Origin of the sequence: Caballeronia sp. LZ008 (assembly GCF_031451435.1) — a bacterium.
Taxonomy (GTDB): domain Bacteria; phylum Pseudomonadota; class Gammaproteobacteria; order Burkholderiales; family Burkholderiaceae; genus Caballeronia; species Caballeronia zhejiangensis.
The window spans coordinates 727,737-745,737 of sequence record NZ_JARUXK010000003.1 but is presented as its reverse complement, the minus strand read 5'-3'; the positions used below and the strand labels follow the sequence as shown (position 1 = coordinate 745,737).

Here is an 18,001-nt window from a genome sequence, read left to right as displayed (position 1 = left end):
AGAAGTAACGATGACAATTCAGAGAAAAATCGCCAACTGGCGCAGGGTCGGCCATTTCTGCACGAGACGCCTCGTCGACTACGGCGAGTTGATTCCGATCGAACTTGCTGAAACCAAGAAGCGCGTGCTGCATGAAGTCGTCGCACTCGTCGCGCTCGCGATCGGCGCGCTGTTCACGCTGTCGTTCGTATCGATCGCGGTGATCGTGACGGCTGTCGGCACGCCGCATCTCGTGCTGACGGCGTGGTGCGTCGCGGCTGCGTGGCTCGCGGTCGCGGTGATCGCGGTCATCGTGATGATGTCGCGCAAGCCGGCCGAGCCGTTCCAGTTGCTGCGCAGCGAGTTGCGCCGCGACGTCGATGCCATCAAGGAGGCGACGCAATGAAGCACGCCGAAGCTCAGAGCGTCGTGCTCGCGCGCATGGCGGAATCGCGCGCGGAGCTGATCGCCGCGCATATGGCCGACGAACCGATGCGAATCGCGCGTGCGCCGCGCCGCGCACTGCCGGCGAGTGCCCGTCCCGCGCCATGGTTTCTGCGCACGCCCAATGCGGAACTCATCGCGCTCGCGCTGGTGGGTGTCGCGATTCTTGGCTTGCGTCGCACGGTGCAGACGGCGGTCGGCGCGGGATTGAGCGCGTCGACTCACCGGGCGTTCGGCGATCTGCTCAACGCGCTGCGCGAATGATCGTTCGCGGATGAATGGTGTTCAACGCCGCGCGCGCCGCTTCTTCGGCTTGCGCGGCGGCGTGAGCGCGGCCGTCAAGAGAGTCGACGCTTGCCGTTTCGCTTGCGCAGTCGCGCGGCCGCGCGTCGCCCCGATGACCGCGTTCGCACCGGAAAGCCACATGCTGAGGAAAGGGTTCTTCTTCGCCCAGGGGTTTTTCATGATTCGGCTCCGGTGCGCGCTCAAGAGCGTCAATGCAGGCGCATCGTGTTATCGCCTGCGTCCTTCGGGATTTTCGCTTCGAGCTGTTCCTTGCGCTGCATCAGCTTGCTGCCGAGCGCGTCCAGATCGGCTCCGGACTTGCGCAATTTCGGAAACAGTTCCGATTCTTCTTCTTCGATATGGTGATTCACCATTTCGGACAGCACCTTGAACGTGGCGTCGAAACCCTTGTCGGACGGCTTCAGCTGCGTGAACTTCTCGATCAGCACCTTGACGAGATAGTGCTCGACGTAAGCCTCTTCGACATCGGGCCGGTCGTCTTCGTCCAGCGCTTCCTGCGCGGCCGGGTACAACAACTCTTCTTCGATCATCGCGTGAACCGTCAGTTCTTCGCAGGCGCGGCGCACGAGCGTGGCTTTCGCGTCGAGATCGTCTTTCTCCGCTTTCTCGAACGCGTCGAACAGCTTTTGCACGGCGCGATGATCGTCGGTCAGCACCTGAATCGCGTCCTGGCTGCGGGCGGTGCCGGACGGGGCGGTGGTCGTCGGCTGGGTGGAGGGTTGGCGCGGCATCGTGAACTCCTTTTCGGAATGTGGGGTGTCACGATAACGAGCAAAGAGCGGGCCTACGACGCATCGCGGGCGATGAAACCAAAAATCGGAACGATGCGTTCAGGCCGCGGGTTTGGCCAGCGTGCCGCGTTCCACGACGGGCGCATCGAGCACGAGCTCGTTATCGCCGTCCTTGCCGTCGATCAGCGCCGTGAGATGCCGCGCGGCGCGCGTGCCGATCTCCAGCGACGGAACGCGTACCGTCGTGAGCGGCGGCTGGGTGAGCCGCGCCTGTTCGATATCGTCGAAGCCCGTTACCGAAAGATCGTCGGGAACCCGAATGCCCTTCGCGCGGCATTCGTCCAGCAGACCGATTGCCTGTAGATCGGTGCCGCAGATGACCACGCTGGGCCGCGCTTCGCCGTCCCACAGTTCGCGCAGCGCCTGCCTGCCGCCTTCAAAGGTGAACGGCGCTTCGACGATCCATTCGGGTCTCAGATCGAATCCCGCTTCCCTGAGCGCGGCGCGCGTGCCGGCCTGCCGTGCGCGCACGCGTTCGTTGCCGAAGGTCGAGCCGCCGCACATCGCGACATGCCGATGCCCGAATCCGACGATGCGTTTCGCCAGCCGGTAAGCCGCGTCGAAATTGGAAAAACCCACGCAATGCGGATACTGCGTTTCATCCACCGACCACGTCAGAACATAAGGCAACGCGTACAGGCGCGTGAGTTCGAAAACTTCAGGCGGATGATCGGTGCCGACGAGCACGAGCCCGTCGACGCCGCGTTCCAGAATCGCACGGAGCAATTCTAGTTCGCGCGCCGGTTTGTATTCGTGACTCGCGATCAGCAACTGATACCCATAACCCCATAACGTCTGCTGAAGCGCCTGAATCGAATCGGCGTAAATGGGATTGTTGAGCGTGGGATAGATGGCCGCGACCGTGCGCGTCTTGCGCGAGGCAAGCGCCTGCGCCGCGCCGTTGCGCACGTAGCCGAGCTGTTCGACCGCGCGCTGCACATTGGCGAGCGTTCGCGGCTTGACCTGATCCGGCACGGACAAGGCGCGCGACGCGCTGCCGAGCGAGACGCCCGCCAGCCGCGCGACATCCGCGAGCGTAGCGCGCGTGGGTTTCATGATGGGCTGCGCGCGCGTCCATAGGCATCGGCGCGGGCGATGCCTTCGATCAGCCGCGCAGCCGTCAGCGGCGGCGACATGTGCCGGCTATAGCGCGTGGCGAGCGTGGCGTTTGCGATGAGCGTTTGCTGTGCCGATGTAAGTGGGGCGTGCTGCCCCAGTTCTGCGAGCGTGAGCGGCAATCCGGTTGCGGTCATGAGCGTGGCCAACGGTTCGATCTCTTCGGGCGATGTATCTTCGACGAACAATTGTACAAGCGTGCCGAAGGCGACCAGTTCGCCGTGCATCATGGAGGCCATCGCGGGAATCGCCGTGAGTCCGCGGATCAGCGCATGCGCGAGCGACAGGCCGCCGCTCTCGAAGCCGACGCCGCTCAACAGCACGGTCGCTTCGATCACGCGTTCGACGGCATCGGTGAGTTCGCCGCGCCGGATGTCGGCGTAGGCGCGCGCGCCGTCTTCGAGCAGGATCGCGAGCGTCGCGCGCGTGAGCAGCAGCGCGCCCGGCAGCGGCGGCGTGCCGTACGAGTTCAGGCCATCGGCGCGTTGGCATTGCGCGGCTTCGTACTTCTTGCTGAGCGCATCGCCGATGCCGGCCGCGAAGAGACGCGCGGGCGCGGCGGCGATCAACGCGGTATCGACGATCACCGCGTCCGGATTGCGCGGCAACATGGCGATGCCCGCGACGCGATGCGCGTCGTCGTACAGGATGATGAGGCGGCTCGTCGGCGCATCGCTCGAAGCGGCGGACGGCGCGATCACGATCGGCACGTTCAGCGCCCGGGCGACGCCTTTCGCCGAGTCGATCGTCTTGCCGCCGCCGATGGCCACGACGGCATCCGCGTTGAGTTCGCGCGCATCGTCGCTCAGCTTCGCGATGACCGCGGCCGTGCATTCGCCGGGAAACGTGACGATGTGCGCGTCTTCGATCGATCGCGTGACTTGCGCCGACACGCGATCGATGACCGCGCCATCGACGAGCACGAACGCGCGTCGCGCGCCGAGTTCCGCGAGCGTCGATCCGAGCGCGGACAACGCGCCCGGACCTTGCGTGTATCGCCCCGGAAAGCCGATGGTTCTCAACGGCGCGTGCGTCGTCATGTCATCAGCCATCCGCCGGCCACGTCGATCACCTGGCCGGTGACGAACGCGGCTTCATCGGATGTGAGGAACAGGCACGTCGATGCCACTTCGTCGGGCGCGCCGAGCCGCCGCAACGGCGTTTCTTGCGCGACCTTTTCGTTGGCCTCCCGCGCGACGCCGCGAACGAGCGGCGTATCGATGCGCCCCGGCGCGATCGCGTTCACCGTGATGCCGTGCGGCCCGAGCTCCCCCGCGAGATGCCGCGTCATGCCGATCAGCGCGGCTTTCGTCGTGCTGTAATGCGCGGCGACGATGTCGAGGTACGCCTTGCCCGCCACCGACGACATCGACACGATGCGTCCGAAGCGCCGCTCCACCATGCCCGGCGCAAGAATGCGGCAGAAGTTGAAGACGCTGTTCACGTTCACGTCCATCACGCGGCGCCATTCGTCGGGCGACATCTGCCAGACGGGCATCGGCTTGCCCGCGTGTTTCGGCGAAATGCCCGCGTTGTTGACGAGCGTATCGACCGGACCGAGCGCGGCCTCGATCGCACGGCACGCGGCTTCGCAGGCGGCGAAATCGCCGACGTCGGCATGGGCGAAATGCACGCCCAGGCCCGCATCGGCGAGACGTCTTGCGAGCGCCGCGCCTGTTTCTTCGTTGACATCGACGATGCCGACCGCCGCGCCATCGCGCGCATAGCGCTCGACGAGCGCCTCGCCGATGCCGCCGCTGCCACCCGTCACCAGGACCACACGCTTGTCGTGCCGCACGTTATTGGTCTCCCACTTTTAGCATGATTTTGCCGATATGCCTGCTCGATTCCATCAGCGCGTGCGCGGCCGCGACGTCGGCGAGCGGCAGCACGCGATGAATCACGGGCAGCGCGCGGCCCGCTTCGAGCAGCGGCCAGACGTGCGCGTGCAGCGCTTTCGCGATCGCCGCTTTCTGTTCGATGCTGCGCGCGCGCAGAGTCGATCCGGTAAAGGTGAGACGGCGCAGCATGATCGGCATGGCATCCAGTTCGATGCGGCTGCCTTCGAGAAACGCGATCTGCACGAGCCGGCCTTCGAGCGCGAGCGCGCGGATATCGCGCGCGATGTAGTCGCCGCCGACCATGTCGAGGATGATGTCGACGCCTTTTCCATCGGTGAGAGTCGCGATGGCATCGACGAAATCTTCGTCGCGGTAGTTGATCGTATGATCCGCGCCCGCTTCGCGACAGGCCTGCGCTTTTTCCGCATTGCCGACGGTCGTGATGACGCGCGCGCCGAATGCGTGCGCGAGCTGGATCGCCGTCAGTCCGATGCCGCTCGATCCGCCGTGCACGAGAAACGTTTCGCCCGCCTGCAGGCGGCCGCGCTCGAACACGTTGGTCCAGACGGTGAAGTACGTTTCGGGCAAGGCCGCGGCCTGCAGCAGCGTGAAACCTTTCGGCAGCGGCAGACAATGCGATGCATCCGTGATGCAGTATTGCGCGTAGCCGCCGCCGGGCACGAGCGCGCAGACTTCATCGCCGGCGCGCCATTGCGTGACCTCCGCGCCCGTCGCGACGATGCGCCCCGACACCTCGAGTCCCAGATGCGGCGATGCGCCCGGCGGCGGCGGATACGAACCCGAGCGTTGCAGCACGTCGGGTCGGTTCACGCCTGCGTAGGCGACTTCGATCAACACGTCGTTCGGGCCGGGCGAGGGCAGCGGTCCCTGCGCGAGCCGCATGCAGTCGGGCGCGCCGCCCGCGCCGTGGTCGACGTATTGCATCGATGCGGGAAGAGTGGATGTCATGGCGTTCATCGGATGATGGATTCGATGTAATCGGCGGGCAGACCGATCGACGCATAGTGCCGGCGCGCCGCCTCGATCTTCGTGAAGACGTCTTCGTAACCCTGCGCGACGCCTTGCGGATCGACATAGGTATAGCCGCCCGTGACATGGAACCAGGTAATCATCTCGGGCACGTCTTCGGGCACGAAGAGCGTGTGCGTTTCGCCCGCGGGCTCGAACGCATAGCCGCCTTGCTCCGCGACCCAGTCGTGTTCGAGGTAGTACCAGCGGCCCTTGAGCACCATCGCATGAACGGCGCCGCTATGACGATGCCGCGAGATCACGCCGCTGCGGCGCACGCGCAGCAGATTCACGTAATAGCCCTGGCTCGCGTTGAGAATGAGCGGCTTGAACGACACGGTTTCGGTCGCGGGCACCCACAGGTTGTCGTCTTCGAGCCAGTCGGTCATGACGCCGCCGTGCACGAGATCCTTCGACATGTACGGCACTTGCGGCAACTGATAGGCGATGACTTGTTCGTCGGGTTTCACTTCGGTTTGCATGAGTTTTTATCTCCGTGGTTTCTGGATGCGATGCGCCGGTTCGCTGAATCAATGACCGAGATAGGCGCGCCGCACGTGGGGACTATCGAGCAATTCTGCGCCCGTTCCGGAAAGCGCGATGGCGCCGTTTTCGAGCACGTATCCGCGGTTCGCGAGCTTGAGCGTATGGAACACGTTCTGTTCGACGAGCAGCACCGTCACGCCGCGCGCCGCGACCGTGCCGACGACTTCGAACATCTGCTCGACGAGCAAGGGCGAAAGACCGAGCGACGGTTCGTCGAAGATCAGGAGCTTCGGCGCGGACATCATGCCGCGCGCAATGGCGACCATCTGCTGCTCGCCGCCCGATAGCGATCCGGCAAGTTGCGTGAGACGCTCGCGCACGCGCGGAAAGAGTTCGAGCACTTCGTCCATGCGTTCGCGCCGCGCGCTTCGTGCGGCGTGACGAAACGCGCCCATCAGCAGGTTCTCTTCGACGCTCAGGAACGGGAAGAGCTGACGGCCTTCGGGAATCATCGTGACGCCCATCGCGACGATGTCGTGCGAGGACTTGCCGACGAGTTCCTGTCCCTGAAACGTGATGCTGCCGCCGCGCGCCGCGACGATTCCGCATAGCGTCTTCAGCGTCGTGGTCTTGCCCGCGCCGTTCGCGCCGACGAGCGTGACGATCTCGCCTTCCTGCACATCGAGCGAGACGCCGCGCAGAACTTCGCTCTTGCCGTAGCCGGCCGAGACGTTATGCAGCTTGAGCATCGAGATACCCCTTGCCGAGATAGGCCTGAATCACCTCAGGATCGTTGACGACATCGGACGGCTTGCCTTCCTTCAGCATGCGCCCGGCATTGATGACGATGATGCGGTCCGACAGCGCCATCGTCGCCTGCATCATGTGCTCGATCATCAGCACGGCGATTCCTGAATCGCGGATGCGCCGCACCATGTTGATCGCGCGCGCGATGTCGGCGGGATTGAGACCGGCCATCACTTCGTCGAGCAGAAGCGCGCGCGGGCGCGTGGCGAGCGCGCGCGCCACTTCGAGACGCTTCATGCCGCCGACCGTGAGGCTGCGCGCTTCGGCATCGAGCAAGGACGTGAGATCGGTGATCTCCGCGACTTCGCGTGCGATCGATTCCGCTTCGACGCGGACCCGCGTATGCATGAACGCGCCGAGCATGATGTTCTCCAGCACCGAGAGACCCGCGAACGGCTGCGCGATCTGGAAAGTACGGCCGACGCCGTCCTTCGCGAACGCATCGGGCGTGCGCGGTTCGGCCCAGGTGCCATCGGCGAGGCGAATCTTCACGATGCCTTCGTTCGGCCGGATGAAGCCCGAAAGCTGATTGAAGACCGTCGTCTTGCCCGCGCCGTTCGGGCCGATCACACCGAGAATCTCGCCGGCGTGCAGCGTGAGGGAAACATCGTCGGTCGCGACGAGTCCGCCGAAGCGCTTCTTCAGATGCTCCGCGACGAGCAGCGGCGTGCCGAGCGGCAACGCATCGGCGGGCGCGATCGACTTCGCCCGTGCGGGCGGCGGCGTGCGCGCGCCGGGCAGACGGTCGATGAAGCGCAGCACGAAGCCGCCCAGATGCCCGACGAGTCCGCGCGGAATGAACAGCACGACGAGCACCAACACGACACCGTAGACGAAGCCGTGCGTGCCGCTGCCGAACGAGCTGAGCCAGCCGCGCGCAAGCTCGGCGATCGGCAGCACGAGGACGGTGCCCGCGAGCGGCCCGGCGACGCTGCCGAGTCCGCCGATCAGCGCGAACATCGCGATCTGCACCGACAGTTCCAGCGAGAACGCCGCGGACGGATCGATGAAGGTGAGATACATCGCGTGGAAAGAGCCGATGAGACTCGTCAGCACCGCCGAGATCACCGCCGCGCCGATCTTCACCTTCACCGCGTTCACGCCGACCGCGCGCGCCGCATCTTCACGTTCGCGCACGGCGATCAGATAGAAGCCGAAGCGCGAGCGGCGGATGAGCCACGCGGCCCACAACGTCACCAGAAGAAAGCCGAACGCGATCAGCAGATACGCCCACTTTTCGCGGAACACCATCCATTGCAGGCCGATGTTGAGCGGCACGTTCAGGCCCGCCGAGCCGCCCGTCCAGCTTTCCTCGTGCACCGTGAGCAGGCGGCACACTTCGAGGAACGCGATCGTGGCGAGCGCGAAGAACGGTCCGCGCAGACGCAGCGTCGGATACGCGATGACGATCGCCGCCATCGCCGAGATCACCGCGCCCGCGAACATGCCGAGCCACGGCGTGATGCCGAAGTTGATGACGAGCAGCGTCGCCGCGTACGAGCCGATGCCGTAGAACACCGCGTGTCCGAGCGACAATTGTCCGGCGAATCCGCCGACGATATTCCACGCCGTCGCGAGCGCGCCGAAGATGCACACGAGCACGGCCAGGTGAAACGCGAACGGCGATTGCAGCGCGAACGGCACGGCGAGCAGCGCGACGAGCGCCAGCGCGCCCATGTAGCCGCGCGGATGCAGGAGATTGGGAAACATCGAATGCCTCGCTGAACGTTATTCGGAGCCGCGTCCGAGACCGAAGAGACCGGTCGGGCGCACCACGAGAATCACGAGGAAGATCGCGAAGTAGACGACTTCCTTCATGTCGGGCGAGATGTAGTAGCCCGCGAGACTGTCGATGAGCCCGATCACGATCGAGCCGACGAGCGCGCCCGGCAAGCTGCCGAGACCGCCCAGCACGACGATGACGAACGCGGTCAGCACGAAGTACTGGCCGACGGTCGGGAACACCGGATACTGCGCGACCAGCAAGCCCGACGCGAGCCCGACCAGCGCCGCGCCGATGCCGAACGCGAGCACGTACGTCGTCTTCACGTTGACGCCCATCAGCGAGGCCGCGTAGCGATGCTGCGCCACCGCGCGAAACGCGCGACCTGTGTAGGTGCGTTGCAGGAACAGATGCAGCCCGCCCGCGACCGCGAGCGCGGCGGCAAACGTGATCAGTTGCCCGCTCACGATGTTGATGTCGCCGAACTGCAGATGCTCGGTGCCGAAGCTCACATCGACGGGATGCACGTCCGCGCCGAAGATCATCAGCGCGAGATTCACGAGCGCGGTCGACACGCCGACGGTCGCGAAAATCTGAATGTGCGCGTCGGCGGAAAGCAGCGGCTGGATGATGAAGCGCTGGATCAGCACGCCGAATGCGAAGAGCAGCAGCGCGACCGGCACCGCCGACACATACGGATGCCAGCCGAGCTTCGCGGCGAGCAGCCAGACGGCGTACATGCCGACCATCAGCAGCTCGCCGTGCGCGAAGTTGACCACGCGCACGACGCCGAAGATCAGCGTGAGGCCGATGCTGATGATCGCGTACGCGCCGCCCAGCAACAGGCCGTTGACCAGAAGTTGCAGAAGAATGGACATGCTCGTTTCCTGGACACCGCGCAGCGCGTGTCACGCGCCCCGCGGTTCGAGTGAAAGAGAAATGCGGGTCGACAGCGGCGGTTTTACTGCGCCGCGACGGGCTTCGCGATCGCGACCGCTTCCGGATAGACGGTGACGAGCTTGCCGCCTTGCCACTGCATCACGTTGGTGGTCGCGAGCTGGTTCTGGCCGTTGTCGGCGAACTGGAAGCCCCAGCCAGCGGCGGTCGTGCCCGTCGGCTTCTTGTAGGCGAGCACGGCGGCGCGGATCTTGTCCTTGTCGGTGGATTTCGCGTTGGCGAGCACATCGAGGAACGCTTTCGCGCCGACATAGTTCACGAGGCTATGGCCCGATCGCGGTGCCATGCCGAAGTGCTTCTGATATTCGGCGGTGAATGTTTCGAGGCCGGGTGCGCCTTTCTCGTTCATCGCGACTTGCGGGAAGTCGATGTCATATACGCCGTTCATTTGCGCGCCGACGGCCTTGGCCGTATCCGAGAGCGAGTAGCCGCCGCCCGCGCCGATGACCGCCTTCGGCTTGAAGCCGGCCTGCGCGGCCTGGCGGAAGAACAGGATCGAGTCGTTCTGATACGAGGTCTGCAACACGATATCGACGTCCGCGCCCTTCAGACGCAGAATCAGCGACGACAGATCGACGCTCTTCGCCGAATACGGCAACACCTGCACGACGTTCAGACCGAGCTTCTTCGCGCCTTCCTTCTGAAAGCCGGAGACGAGCGTGCCGTACGGCCCGTCTTCCGCGATGATCGCGATCTTCAGCGTCTTCGGATCCACCTTGAGTTGCGGCGCGACGACCTTGGTCAGCGCTTCGAGCGTGCCGTCCGCGAAGGTCTTCGTGGTCGAGTTGCTGCGATACAGATACTTGAAGCCGCGGCTCGTGATGGTGTCCGCCGTCGCGCCGAGTTCGAAGAACGGCACGCCCGCGAGCTCGGTCACTTGCGTCGCCGCCGACGACACCGCCGACGAATAACTTCCGAACACCGCCGACACGTTTTCCACCGACGTCAGGCGCCGCGCTTCGCCGACGGCCTGATTGGCATCGACGGCATCGGCCTTGACGAGCACCACTTTCTCGCCGTTGATGCCACCCGCCGCGTTGCGCTCGTCGACGGCGAGCTGCACGCCGCGATAGCTTTCGTCGCCGAGCAGCGCGAGTCCGCCGCTGAAGGGGAAGAGCGCGCCGATCTTGATGTCAGCGGCGTGCGCGGCAGTGAGACTCGATGCTGCGACGCACGCGGCGGCGAGCGCGCGCAGGACAGTGCGGGGAAAGTGCGAGGACATGCGGTGTCTCCTTGTATCGTTCGAAATTGAAGCGCTTCAAATCGAAAGCAAGAAAGTTCGGTCGCGTTGCCGAATTTGCTCTGTTTGGGTTGATCGATTGGATTTGAAGCGCTTCAAGTTTGCGTCGATGAACGCAAAGACGTCAACCGAGGGTTTGCACGGAAGAGTGAGACTCGGCGCGGTCGTCTCCGAACTTTCCCTATGTCACGATCCTAACAAGAATGCTATAAACTGAGATCAATCTATCAAAAACTGTTGTGCGTCGCACAAGACGCCGGCATACCGATCTCATGCTGGAAACTGCATCGAAGTCCATCGTCGCGTGGCCCGGCAAGGCCCAGGTTCACGCCAGCGCGCGCAATCCCGGCGTGCCGTTCGATCTCGCCTGGCTCGACGGCCTGCGCGTGAATCAGTCGGCGGTGACGCGCCGCGCGTCGACGCTCGGCACGCGCCGCGCGGTCAAGAAAGACGCGCAGGCGGCGTGGCTGCTCAAGGCCATCACCTGCATCGATCTCACGACGCTTTCCGGCGACGACACGCATGGCCGCGTCGAACGTCTCTGTGCGAAGGCGCGCCGTCCATTGCGCGACGATCTGCTCGACGCGCTCGGCATGCCGCCTCTGTCGATCAAAACCGGCGCGGTGTGCGTCTATCACCGTTACGTCAGGACGGCAGTGAACGCGCTCGAGGGCAGCGGCATTCCGGTCGCGGCCGTATCGACGGGCTTTCCCGCTGGCCTCAATCCGCACGAACTGAAGTTGCGCGAGATCGAGGCATCGGTGAGAGATGGCGCGTCCGAGATCGATATCGTCGTCACGCGCGAGCATGTGCTGACGGGTAACTGGAAAGCGCTCTACGACGAGATGCGCGATTTCCGCGCGGCATGCGGCGACGCGCACGTCAAGGCGATTCTCGCGACCGGCGATATCCGCACGCTGTCGAATGTCGCGAAGGCATCGATGATCTGCATGATGGCCGGCGCCGATTTCATCAAGACATCGACGGGCAAGGAAAGCGTCAACGCGACGCTCGACGTGTCGCTCGTGATGGTGCGGATGATCCGCGACTATCTCGCGCGCACGGGCGTCATGATCGGCTTCAAGCCGGCGGGCGGCGTGTCGACTGCGAAGTCGGTGCTCGAGTATCAGATCCTCATGAAGGAAGAGCTCGGGCGCGAATGGCTAGAAGCGGATCTGTTTCGCATCGGCGCATCGAGCCTGCTCGCGGATATCGAACGCCAGCTCGAACACCATGTGAGCGGACGTTATTCGTCGTTCAATCGCCATCCCGTCGCCTGATCCAACAGACTTCACTAAACAGCCTCATGAGCGTTGCCGAATACTTCTCTTCGATGGAATATGGACCCGCACCGGAAGACGATCGCGCCGCGCGCGCATGGCTCGATCAGCATGACGGGCGCTTCGGTCACTTCATCAACGGCGCATGGCGCGACAGCGACGACGCCGCGCGCTTCGACTCACGAGAACCCGCGACCGGCCGCGTGCTCGCATCGATCGCGCAAGGCACGGGAGCGGATGTCGATGCCGCTGTGCAAGCCGCGCACGATGCGCTCGAAGGCTGGCAAGCCATCGGCGGAGCGGGGCGCGCGCGTCATCTCTATGCGCTTTCGCGCATGGTGCAGCGGCACAGCCGTCTCTTCGCCGTGCTCGAATCGCTCGACAACGGCAAGCCGATCCGCGAGTCGCGCGATATCGATATACCCCTTGTAGCAAGGCATTTTCTGCATCACGCGGGATGGGCGCAACTGCACGACAAGGAGTTCGCGGACTGGGCGCCGCTCGGCGTGATCGGCCAGATCGTGCCGTGGAATTTCCCGCTGCTGATGCTCGCGTGGAAGATCGCGCCGGCGCTCGCGCTCGGCAATACCGTCGTGCTGAAGCCCGCGGAATTCACGTCGTTGACGGCGTTGCTGTTCGCTGAATTGGCGCATCGCGCGGGCTTGCCGAAGGGCGTGCTCAACATCGTCACCGGCGATGGCAGCACGGGCGCGGCGCTCGTCGAACATCAACGCGTCGCGAAGATCGCATTCACGGGATCGACCGAAGTGGGCCGTCAGATTCGCGCGAGCACGGCGGGTTCGGGCAAGTCGCTCACGCTCGAACTCGGCGGCAAGTCGCCGTTCATCGTGTTCGACGATGCCGATATCGACAGCGCCGTCGAAGGTGTCGTCGATGCGATCTGGTTCAATCAGGGACAAGTGTGTTGCGCGGGCTCGCGTCTGCTCGTGCAGGAAGGCATCGAAGCGCGCTTCGTCGAGAAGCTGAAGCGCCGCATGGATACGCTGCGCGTCGGCACGTCGCTGGATAAGGGCATCGACATGAGCGCGGTCGTCGACGACATTCAGCTCGAACGCATTCGCGCGCTCGTCGACAAGGGCGAGCGCGAAGGCTGCGAAGTCTATCGATCGCCGCGTGCCACGTTGCCCGAGAGCGGTGCATTCTTTCCGCCGACGCTCGTCACCAACGTCGCGCCGGCATCGACGCTCGCGCAGGAAGAGATCTTCGGGCCCGTGCTCGTGACGATGAGCTTCCGCACGCCGGAAGAAGCCGTTGCGCTCGCAAATAACACGCGCTACGGCCTTGCCGCGAGCGTGTGGAGCGAGAACATCAGCCGCGCGCTCGACGTCGCGCCGCGCCTGCAATGCGGCGTCGTGTGGATCAACGCGACCAATCTCTTCGATGCGGCGGTCGGCTTCGGCGGATATCGCGAGTCGGGCTTCGGACGCGAAGGCGGACGCGAGGGCATCTACGAATACCTGAAGCCGCGCGCATGGGCCAAGCTTCCGGTTCGCGGCGAAACGAAATCGTTGCAGGCGCAACCGGATTCGCTCGTCGATGCGGGCAATGTGAGTGCGCTCGATCGCACGGCGAAGCTCTTCATCGCCGGCAAGCAGGCGCGGCCCGACAGCGGTTATTCGCGGCTCGTGCATTCGCCCGCCGGTGAGATCGTCGGCGAAGTGGGCGAAGGCAATCGCAAGGACATACGCAATGCGGTCGCGGCCGCGCGCGGCATGACGAAATGGTCGTCGGCGAGCGCGCACAACCGCGCGCAAGTGCTGTACTACCTCGCGGAAAACCTGAGCGCACGCGCCGATGAATTCGCGAAGCAGCTCGTCACGCGCGCCGGTTCGAGCGAGCGCGATGCGAAGCGCGAAGTCGATGCATCGATCGCGCGGTTCTTCACGTATGCCGCTTGGGCCGACAAGTACGACGGCGCCGTGCATGCGCCCCCGCTGCATGGCGTCGCGCTGGCGATGCACGAAGCGCTGGGCGTGATCGGCATCGTGTGTCCCGATGAAGCGCCGTTGCTCGGGTTCGTGTCGCTCGTCGCGCCCGCGCTCGCGCTGGGCAATCGCGTGGTCGTCGTGCCGAGCGAGACGTGTCCGCTGATGGCGACGGACTTCTATCAGGTCGTCGAGACATCGGATGTGCCGGGCGGCGCGCTGAACATCGTCACCGGCGATGCGCGTTCGCTGGCGCAAACGCTCGCGCAACACGATGACGTCGATGCGCTCTGGTGCTTCCACGGCGCGGCGCTATCGGCGATGGTGGAGCGCGAGTCGATCGGCAATCTGAAGCGCACGTTCGTCGATCAGGGCCGCGTGTTCGACTGGCACGATGCCGCAAGCGAAGGGCTGCCTTTCCTTCGACAGGCGGTGCAAGTGAAGAACATCTGGGTGCCGTACGGAGACTGATCAAGGAATTGACTCGGCGCGATTCCGATACGGAACGCGCTCATGCATGGAGGAGACGCTGTGCTGAAGAACATCGATCCGCTCTTGAACGCCGATATCCTGTACGCGCTTGCCGCGATGGGCCACGGCGACGAAGTGGTGATCTGCGATGCCCATTTCCCCGCTGACTCTGTCGCGCGCAAAACGGTGCTCGGCCGCGTGCTGCGCATGGACGGCGTGAGCGCGCCGCGTGCGGTGCGCGCCGTGTTGTCGGTGCTGCCGCTCGATACGTTCGTCGACGATCCCGCGGGCCGCATGGAGATAGTTGGCGATGCAACTACCTTGCCCGCCGTGCAACGCGAAGCGCAACGCGAAGTGGACGATGCCGAAGGCCGCGCGCTGCCCTTCGCGCCGGTCGAACGCTTCGCGTTCTACGAGCGCGCGAAGAACGCATATTGCGTGATCGCGACGGGCGAAGCGCGCGGCTATGGCTGCTTCATCTTCAAGAAGGGCGTGCAACTCGCGCCGGATGCGCCCGAAGCCGCGCACGGAGGCACGCGATGAAAAGCGTCGTCATTCTCGGCATCTATGTGACGGACCTCGCGTTTCGCGCGCAACGCATGCCGCTGCTCGGCGAAACGGTCGCGGGTTCCGCGTTCCAGATGGGACCGGGCGGCAAGGGCTCGAATCAGGCGGTGGCCGCCGCACGCGCGGGCGCGGACGTGATCTTCTGCACCCGCATCGGCGCGGATGCGTTCGGCGATATCGCGCAGGCGACATGGAGCGCCGAAGGCATCACATCGCGCGCAACGGTAATGAACGATGTCGCGACGGGCGCCGCGCATATCTATGTCGATGAGAACACGGGCGGCAATGCGATCATCGTCGCGGCGGGCGCTGCGGGCACGCTCGCGCCCGAAGACGTCGATGCGATCGAAGACGATATCGCGCGTGCCGGCGTCTTCGTCACGCAGCTCGAACAACCGATTCCGGCCGCGCGCCGTGGACTCGAACTCGCGCGCAAACATGGCGTGACGACGGTGTTCAATCCCGCGCCCGCCTTGCCGCTGACGGACGATATCTATCCGCTTTGCGACTACATCACGCCGAACGAAACCGAAGCGCAGGCGCTCACCGGCATCGAGATCGCTTCGGCGGACGACGCACGCCGCGCCGCGAACGTACTGCTCCAAAAAGGCGCACGCGCCGTGATCGTCACGCTCGGCGAAGCGGGCGCGCTCTTGCATACGTCGAACGAATCGACGCTCGTGCCTGCTTTCGAATGCGGCCGCGTCGTCGAGACGGCGGGCGCGGGCGATGGCTTCACCGGCGGCTTCGCGGCGGCCCTCGCACGCGGCGAAAGCCCTGTGGATGCAGTGCGCTTCGGCTGCGCGCTCGCGAGCATTTCGGTGACGCGTCCGGGCACCGCGCCGTCGATGCCGCGTCTCGACGAAATCAACGCGCTGCTAGCGGAAAGGAGCGTCACGCAATGAAAGCGTCGAAGTGGCTCGCGGATCGCCAGTTCAACTTTCTGATCGGCGTGAACGTGCTCGTGGTGATCGTCGCAACGTGGATGTCGCACGGCCAGTTCCTCGACATCGACAATCTTCAGTCGATGGGCGGCCAGTTGCCGGAGCTCGGCCTGCTTGCGCTCGGCATCATGCTGTCGATGGTGTCGGGCAACGGCGGCATCGATCTGTCGGGCGTGGGCCTTGCGAATCTCTCCGGCATGGTCGCCGCGATGATGCTGCCGCATATGGTCTCCGCCGACGATTCGCCCGCGCTCTATACCGCGGTATTCGTATGCATCGTCATGGTGATGGGTGCGCTCGGCGGCTTGCTCAATGGCGTCGTCATCGCGAAGCTGAAGCTCACGCCGATTCTCTGCACGCTCGGCACGCAGTTGCTCTTCACCGGCATCGCGGTGGTGTTGAGCAACGGCGCATCCGTGCGCGTGGAATACGTCGATCCGCTGTCGAACATCGGCAACGGCACCTTCCTGCAAGTGCCCATTTCACTGTGGATCTTCATCGCCGCGGTTCTGCTGCTCGGCTGGATTCTGAAGCGTACGCCGTTCGGCCTGCGTCTCTATCTGATGGGCACGAACCCGAAGGCCGCGTTCTACGCGGGCATTCCGCGCGCGCGCATGCTGATTCTCACGTATGGGATGTGCGGCGTGCTCGCCTCGCTCGCGGGTCTCATCAGCGCGACGCATACGTCGAGCGCGAAGTGGGACTACGGCAATTCGTATCTGCTGATCGCGATCCTGATCGCGGTGATGGGCGGCGTGAATCCGGCGGGCGGTTATGGACGCATCGTCTGCGTGTTTCTCGCCGCGACCGTGTTGCAATTTCTGTCGAGCCTCTTCAATCTGCTCGGCGTATCGCAGTTTTTCGGCGATTGCGCGTGGGGCTTCCTGCTGCTCGCATCGCTTGCATTCGCGGGCGGCGACCGCGTGCGCGCGATCTTCGGCATCGGCGGAGCCGCGCCCAAGAGCAATGTTCCACCGCCGCCCGCATCGACCGGACGTTAGTGTTGCGTGTGATGTTCAAAGAGACCAATGGATAGATAAAGGAGACAACGCAATGAAACTGAGCAAACTGGGCACCGCACTCACCGCGATCGCACTCGCGGCGGGCGCGATCGCAGCGGCGCAGGCCGCAACCAACGAAACCATCGTGACGGTCGTGAAAGTGACCGGCATCAACTGGTTCAATCGCATGGACGAAGGCGTGAAGGAGTTCGGCAAGGAGAATCCGAACATCAATGCATATCAGACGGGTCCGGGCCGCGCCGACGCCGCGCAGCAACTCAAGATCATCGAGGATCTGATCGCGAAGAAGGTCACGGCGATTGCGGTAGTGCCCTACGATCCGCCGACGCTCGAACCCGCGCTCAAGAAAGCAATGGATCGGGGCATCAAGGTTGTCACGCATGAAGCGGACAACGCGAAGAACACGATGGTCGACATCGAAGCCTTCGACAACACCGCATACGGCGCGGGCCTGAACGAGCGTCTCGCGAAGTGCATGAACAATCAGGGCAAGTGGGCGGTGCTGGTCGGCTCCCTCGGCTCGCGCTCGCAGGTGCAATGGGCCGATGGCGGCATCGGCAATGCGAAGGCCAAGTATCCGAAGATGGATCTGGTCGAACCGAAGCTCGAAACGAATAACGATGGCGAGCGCGCGTATCAGGTCGCGAAGGAAGTGCTGCGCAAGCATCCGGATCTGACGGGCTTCCAGGGTTCGTCGTCGCTCGACGTCATCGGTATCGGCCGCGCGGTCGAAGAGGCCGGCAAGGTCGGGAAGATCTGCGTGTACGGCACCGGCTTGCCGACGGAAGCGGCCAAGTTCCTCGAAAGCGGCGCGATCAACGGCATCGCGTTCTGGGATCCGAAGCTCGCCGGTCTCGCGATGAACAAGGTCGCGCAGATGCTCGTCGACGGCAAGGAAGTGCAGAACGGCGCAGACCTCGGCATCACCGGCTATAACAAGGTGACGGTCACGAAGGGCCCGGGCAAGGGCGTGATCGTGCGCGGCACCGGCTGGGTCGATGTCGACAAGTCGAACTACAAGCAATACAACTTCTGATGCCATTCGCGAGGCG

The 18,001-nt window shown here is 64.4% G+C and carries 19 protein-coding genes; 8 read left to right on the top strand and 11 right to left on the bottom strand.

Features of this window, described 5'->3' with window-relative positions; genetic code table 11:
• Positions 1 to 10 precede the first annotated feature (10 nt).
• The gene (locus QCE49_RS22385) at positions 11 to 385 is read left to right on the top strand and encodes a phage holin family protein (RefSeq protein WP_008348214.1); all 375 of its coding nucleotides are present in this window, start codon (positions 11 to 13) and stop codon (positions 383 to 385) included.
• Positions 382 to 687 (top strand): hypothetical protein, encoded by a 306-nt coding sequence (locus QCE49_RS22380; RefSeq protein ID WP_008348212.1) that lies wholly within the window; start codon positions 382 to 384, stop codon positions 685 to 687. Before QCE49_RS22385 ends, QCE49_RS22380 begins: the two co-directional genes overlap by 4 nt.
• Positions 688 to 708: 21 nt before the next feature.
• Here the strand turns inward: QCE49_RS22380 and QCE49_RS22375 are convergent, their stop codons facing one another.
• The 11 genes from QCE49_RS22375 to QCE49_RS22325 all read right to left on the bottom strand — a co-directional run bounded on the left by QCE49_RS22375 (position 709) and on the right by QCE49_RS22325 (position 10,701).
• A complete protein-coding gene (locus QCE49_RS22375; protein WP_250457387.1) occupies positions 709 to 888 on the bottom strand; it encodes a hypothetical protein in 180 nt (59 codons plus the stop codon).
• Between the two features lie 29 nt (positions 889 to 917).
• Positions 918 to 1,460: a hemerythrin domain-containing protein gene (locus QCE49_RS22370; RefSeq protein WP_250457388.1), complete on the bottom strand. Its 543-nt coding sequence runs from the start codon at positions 1,458 to 1,460 to the stop codon at positions 918 to 920.
• 99 nt (positions 1,461 to 1,559) lie between these two features.
• Positions 1,560 to 2,576 (bottom strand): LacI family DNA-binding transcriptional regulator, encoded by a 1,017-nt coding sequence (locus QCE49_RS22365; protein WP_250457389.1) that lies wholly within the window; start codon positions 2,574 to 2,576, stop codon positions 1,560 to 1,562.
• Positions 2,573 to 3,676: a glycerol dehydrogenase gene (locus QCE49_RS22360; protein WP_250457390.1), complete on the bottom strand. Its 1,104-nt coding sequence runs from the start codon at positions 3,674 to 3,676 to the stop codon at positions 2,573 to 2,575. The genes QCE49_RS22365 and QCE49_RS22360 overlap by 4 nt, the downstream gene beginning before the upstream one ends.
• The gene (locus QCE49_RS22355; protein WP_033536210.1) at positions 3,673 to 4,434 is read right to left on the bottom strand and encodes an SDR family NAD(P)-dependent oxidoreductase; all 762 of its coding nucleotides are present in this window, start codon (positions 4,432 to 4,434) and stop codon (positions 3,673 to 3,675) included. The genes QCE49_RS22360 and QCE49_RS22355 overlap by 4 nt, the downstream gene beginning before the upstream one ends.
• A 1-nt stretch (position 4,435) precedes the next feature.
• Positions 4,436 to 5,455 carry an NAD(P)H-quinone oxidoreductase gene (locus QCE49_RS22350; RefSeq protein WP_250457391.1) on the bottom strand — a complete coding sequence of 340 codons (1,020 nt, stop codon included), beginning with the start codon at positions 5,453 to 5,455 and terminating at the stop codon, positions 4,436 to 4,438.
• The gene (locus tag QCE49_RS22345) at positions 5,452 to 5,988 is read right to left on the bottom strand and encodes a 2,4'-dihydroxyacetophenone dioxygenase family protein (protein WP_008348198.1); all 537 of its coding nucleotides are present in this window, start codon (positions 5,986 to 5,988) and stop codon (positions 5,452 to 5,454) included. The genes QCE49_RS22350 and QCE49_RS22345 overlap by 4 nt, the downstream gene beginning before the upstream one ends.
• A gap of 48 nt (positions 5,989 to 6,036) precedes the next feature.
• Positions 6,037 to 6,741: an ABC transporter ATP-binding protein gene (locus tag QCE49_RS22340; protein ID WP_008348196.1), complete on the bottom strand. Its 705-nt coding sequence runs from the start codon at positions 6,739 to 6,741 to the stop codon at positions 6,037 to 6,039.
• Positions 6,725 to 8,509, bottom strand: a complete 1,785-nt coding sequence (locus tag QCE49_RS22335) for a branched-chain amino acid ABC transporter ATP-binding protein/permease (protein WP_250436590.1) — start codon at positions 8,507 to 8,509, stop codon at positions 6,725 to 6,727. Before QCE49_RS22335 ends, QCE49_RS22340 begins: the two co-directional genes overlap by 17 nt.
• An 18-nt stretch (positions 8,510 to 8,527) precedes the next feature.
• Positions 8,528 to 9,400, bottom strand: a complete 873-nt coding sequence (locus QCE49_RS22330; RefSeq protein WP_034470891.1) for a branched-chain amino acid ABC transporter permease — start codon at positions 9,398 to 9,400, stop codon at positions 8,528 to 8,530.
• A gap of 83 nt (positions 9,401 to 9,483) precedes the next feature.
• A complete protein-coding gene (locus QCE49_RS22325; protein ID WP_051996429.1) occupies positions 9,484 to 10,701 on the bottom strand; it encodes an ABC transporter substrate-binding protein in 1,218 nt (405 codons plus the stop codon).
• 290 nt (positions 10,702 to 10,991) lie between these two features.
• Between QCE49_RS22325 and deoC the strand changes: the two genes are divergently transcribed.
• Genes deoC through QCE49_RS22295 form a run of 6 tightly spaced genes read left to right on the top strand, consistent with a single transcriptional unit; the run spans position 10,992 to position 17,985 of the window.
• On the top strand, positions 10,992 to 11,999 hold the full coding sequence (gene deoC / locus QCE49_RS22320; RefSeq protein ID WP_250436587.1) for a deoxyribose-phosphate aldolase: 1,008 nt from the start codon (positions 10,992 to 10,994) through the stop codon (positions 11,997 to 11,999).
• A gap of 26 nt (positions 12,000 to 12,025) precedes the next feature.
• Complete coding sequence (locus QCE49_RS22315) at positions 12,026 to 14,416, top strand: aldehyde dehydrogenase family protein (RefSeq protein ID WP_250457393.1); 2,391 nt, start codon at positions 12,026 to 12,028, stop codon at positions 14,414 to 14,416.
• Positions 14,417 to 14,476: 60 nt separating this feature from the next.
• Positions 14,477 to 14,959, top strand: a complete 483-nt coding sequence (locus QCE49_RS22310; RefSeq protein ID WP_008348185.1) for an RbsD/FucU family protein — start codon at positions 14,477 to 14,479, stop codon at positions 14,957 to 14,959.
• Entirely contained in the window at positions 14,956 to 15,888 is a 933-nt protein-coding gene (gene rbsK / locus QCE49_RS22305) for a ribokinase (RefSeq protein WP_008348182.1), read from the top strand. The genes QCE49_RS22310 and rbsK overlap by 4 nt, the downstream gene beginning before the upstream one ends.
• Positions 15,885 to 16,928, top strand: a complete 1,044-nt coding sequence (locus QCE49_RS22300; protein ID WP_008348180.1) for an ABC transporter permease — start codon at positions 15,885 to 15,887, stop codon at positions 16,926 to 16,928. Before rbsK ends, QCE49_RS22300 begins: the two co-directional genes overlap by 4 nt.
• Before the next feature lie 52 nt (positions 16,929 to 16,980).
• Complete coding sequence (locus QCE49_RS22295; RefSeq protein ID WP_250436582.1) at positions 16,981 to 17,985, top strand: substrate-binding domain-containing protein; 1,005 nt, start codon at positions 16,981 to 16,983, stop codon at positions 17,983 to 17,985.
• Positions 17,986 to 18,001: the final 16 nt, after the last annotated feature.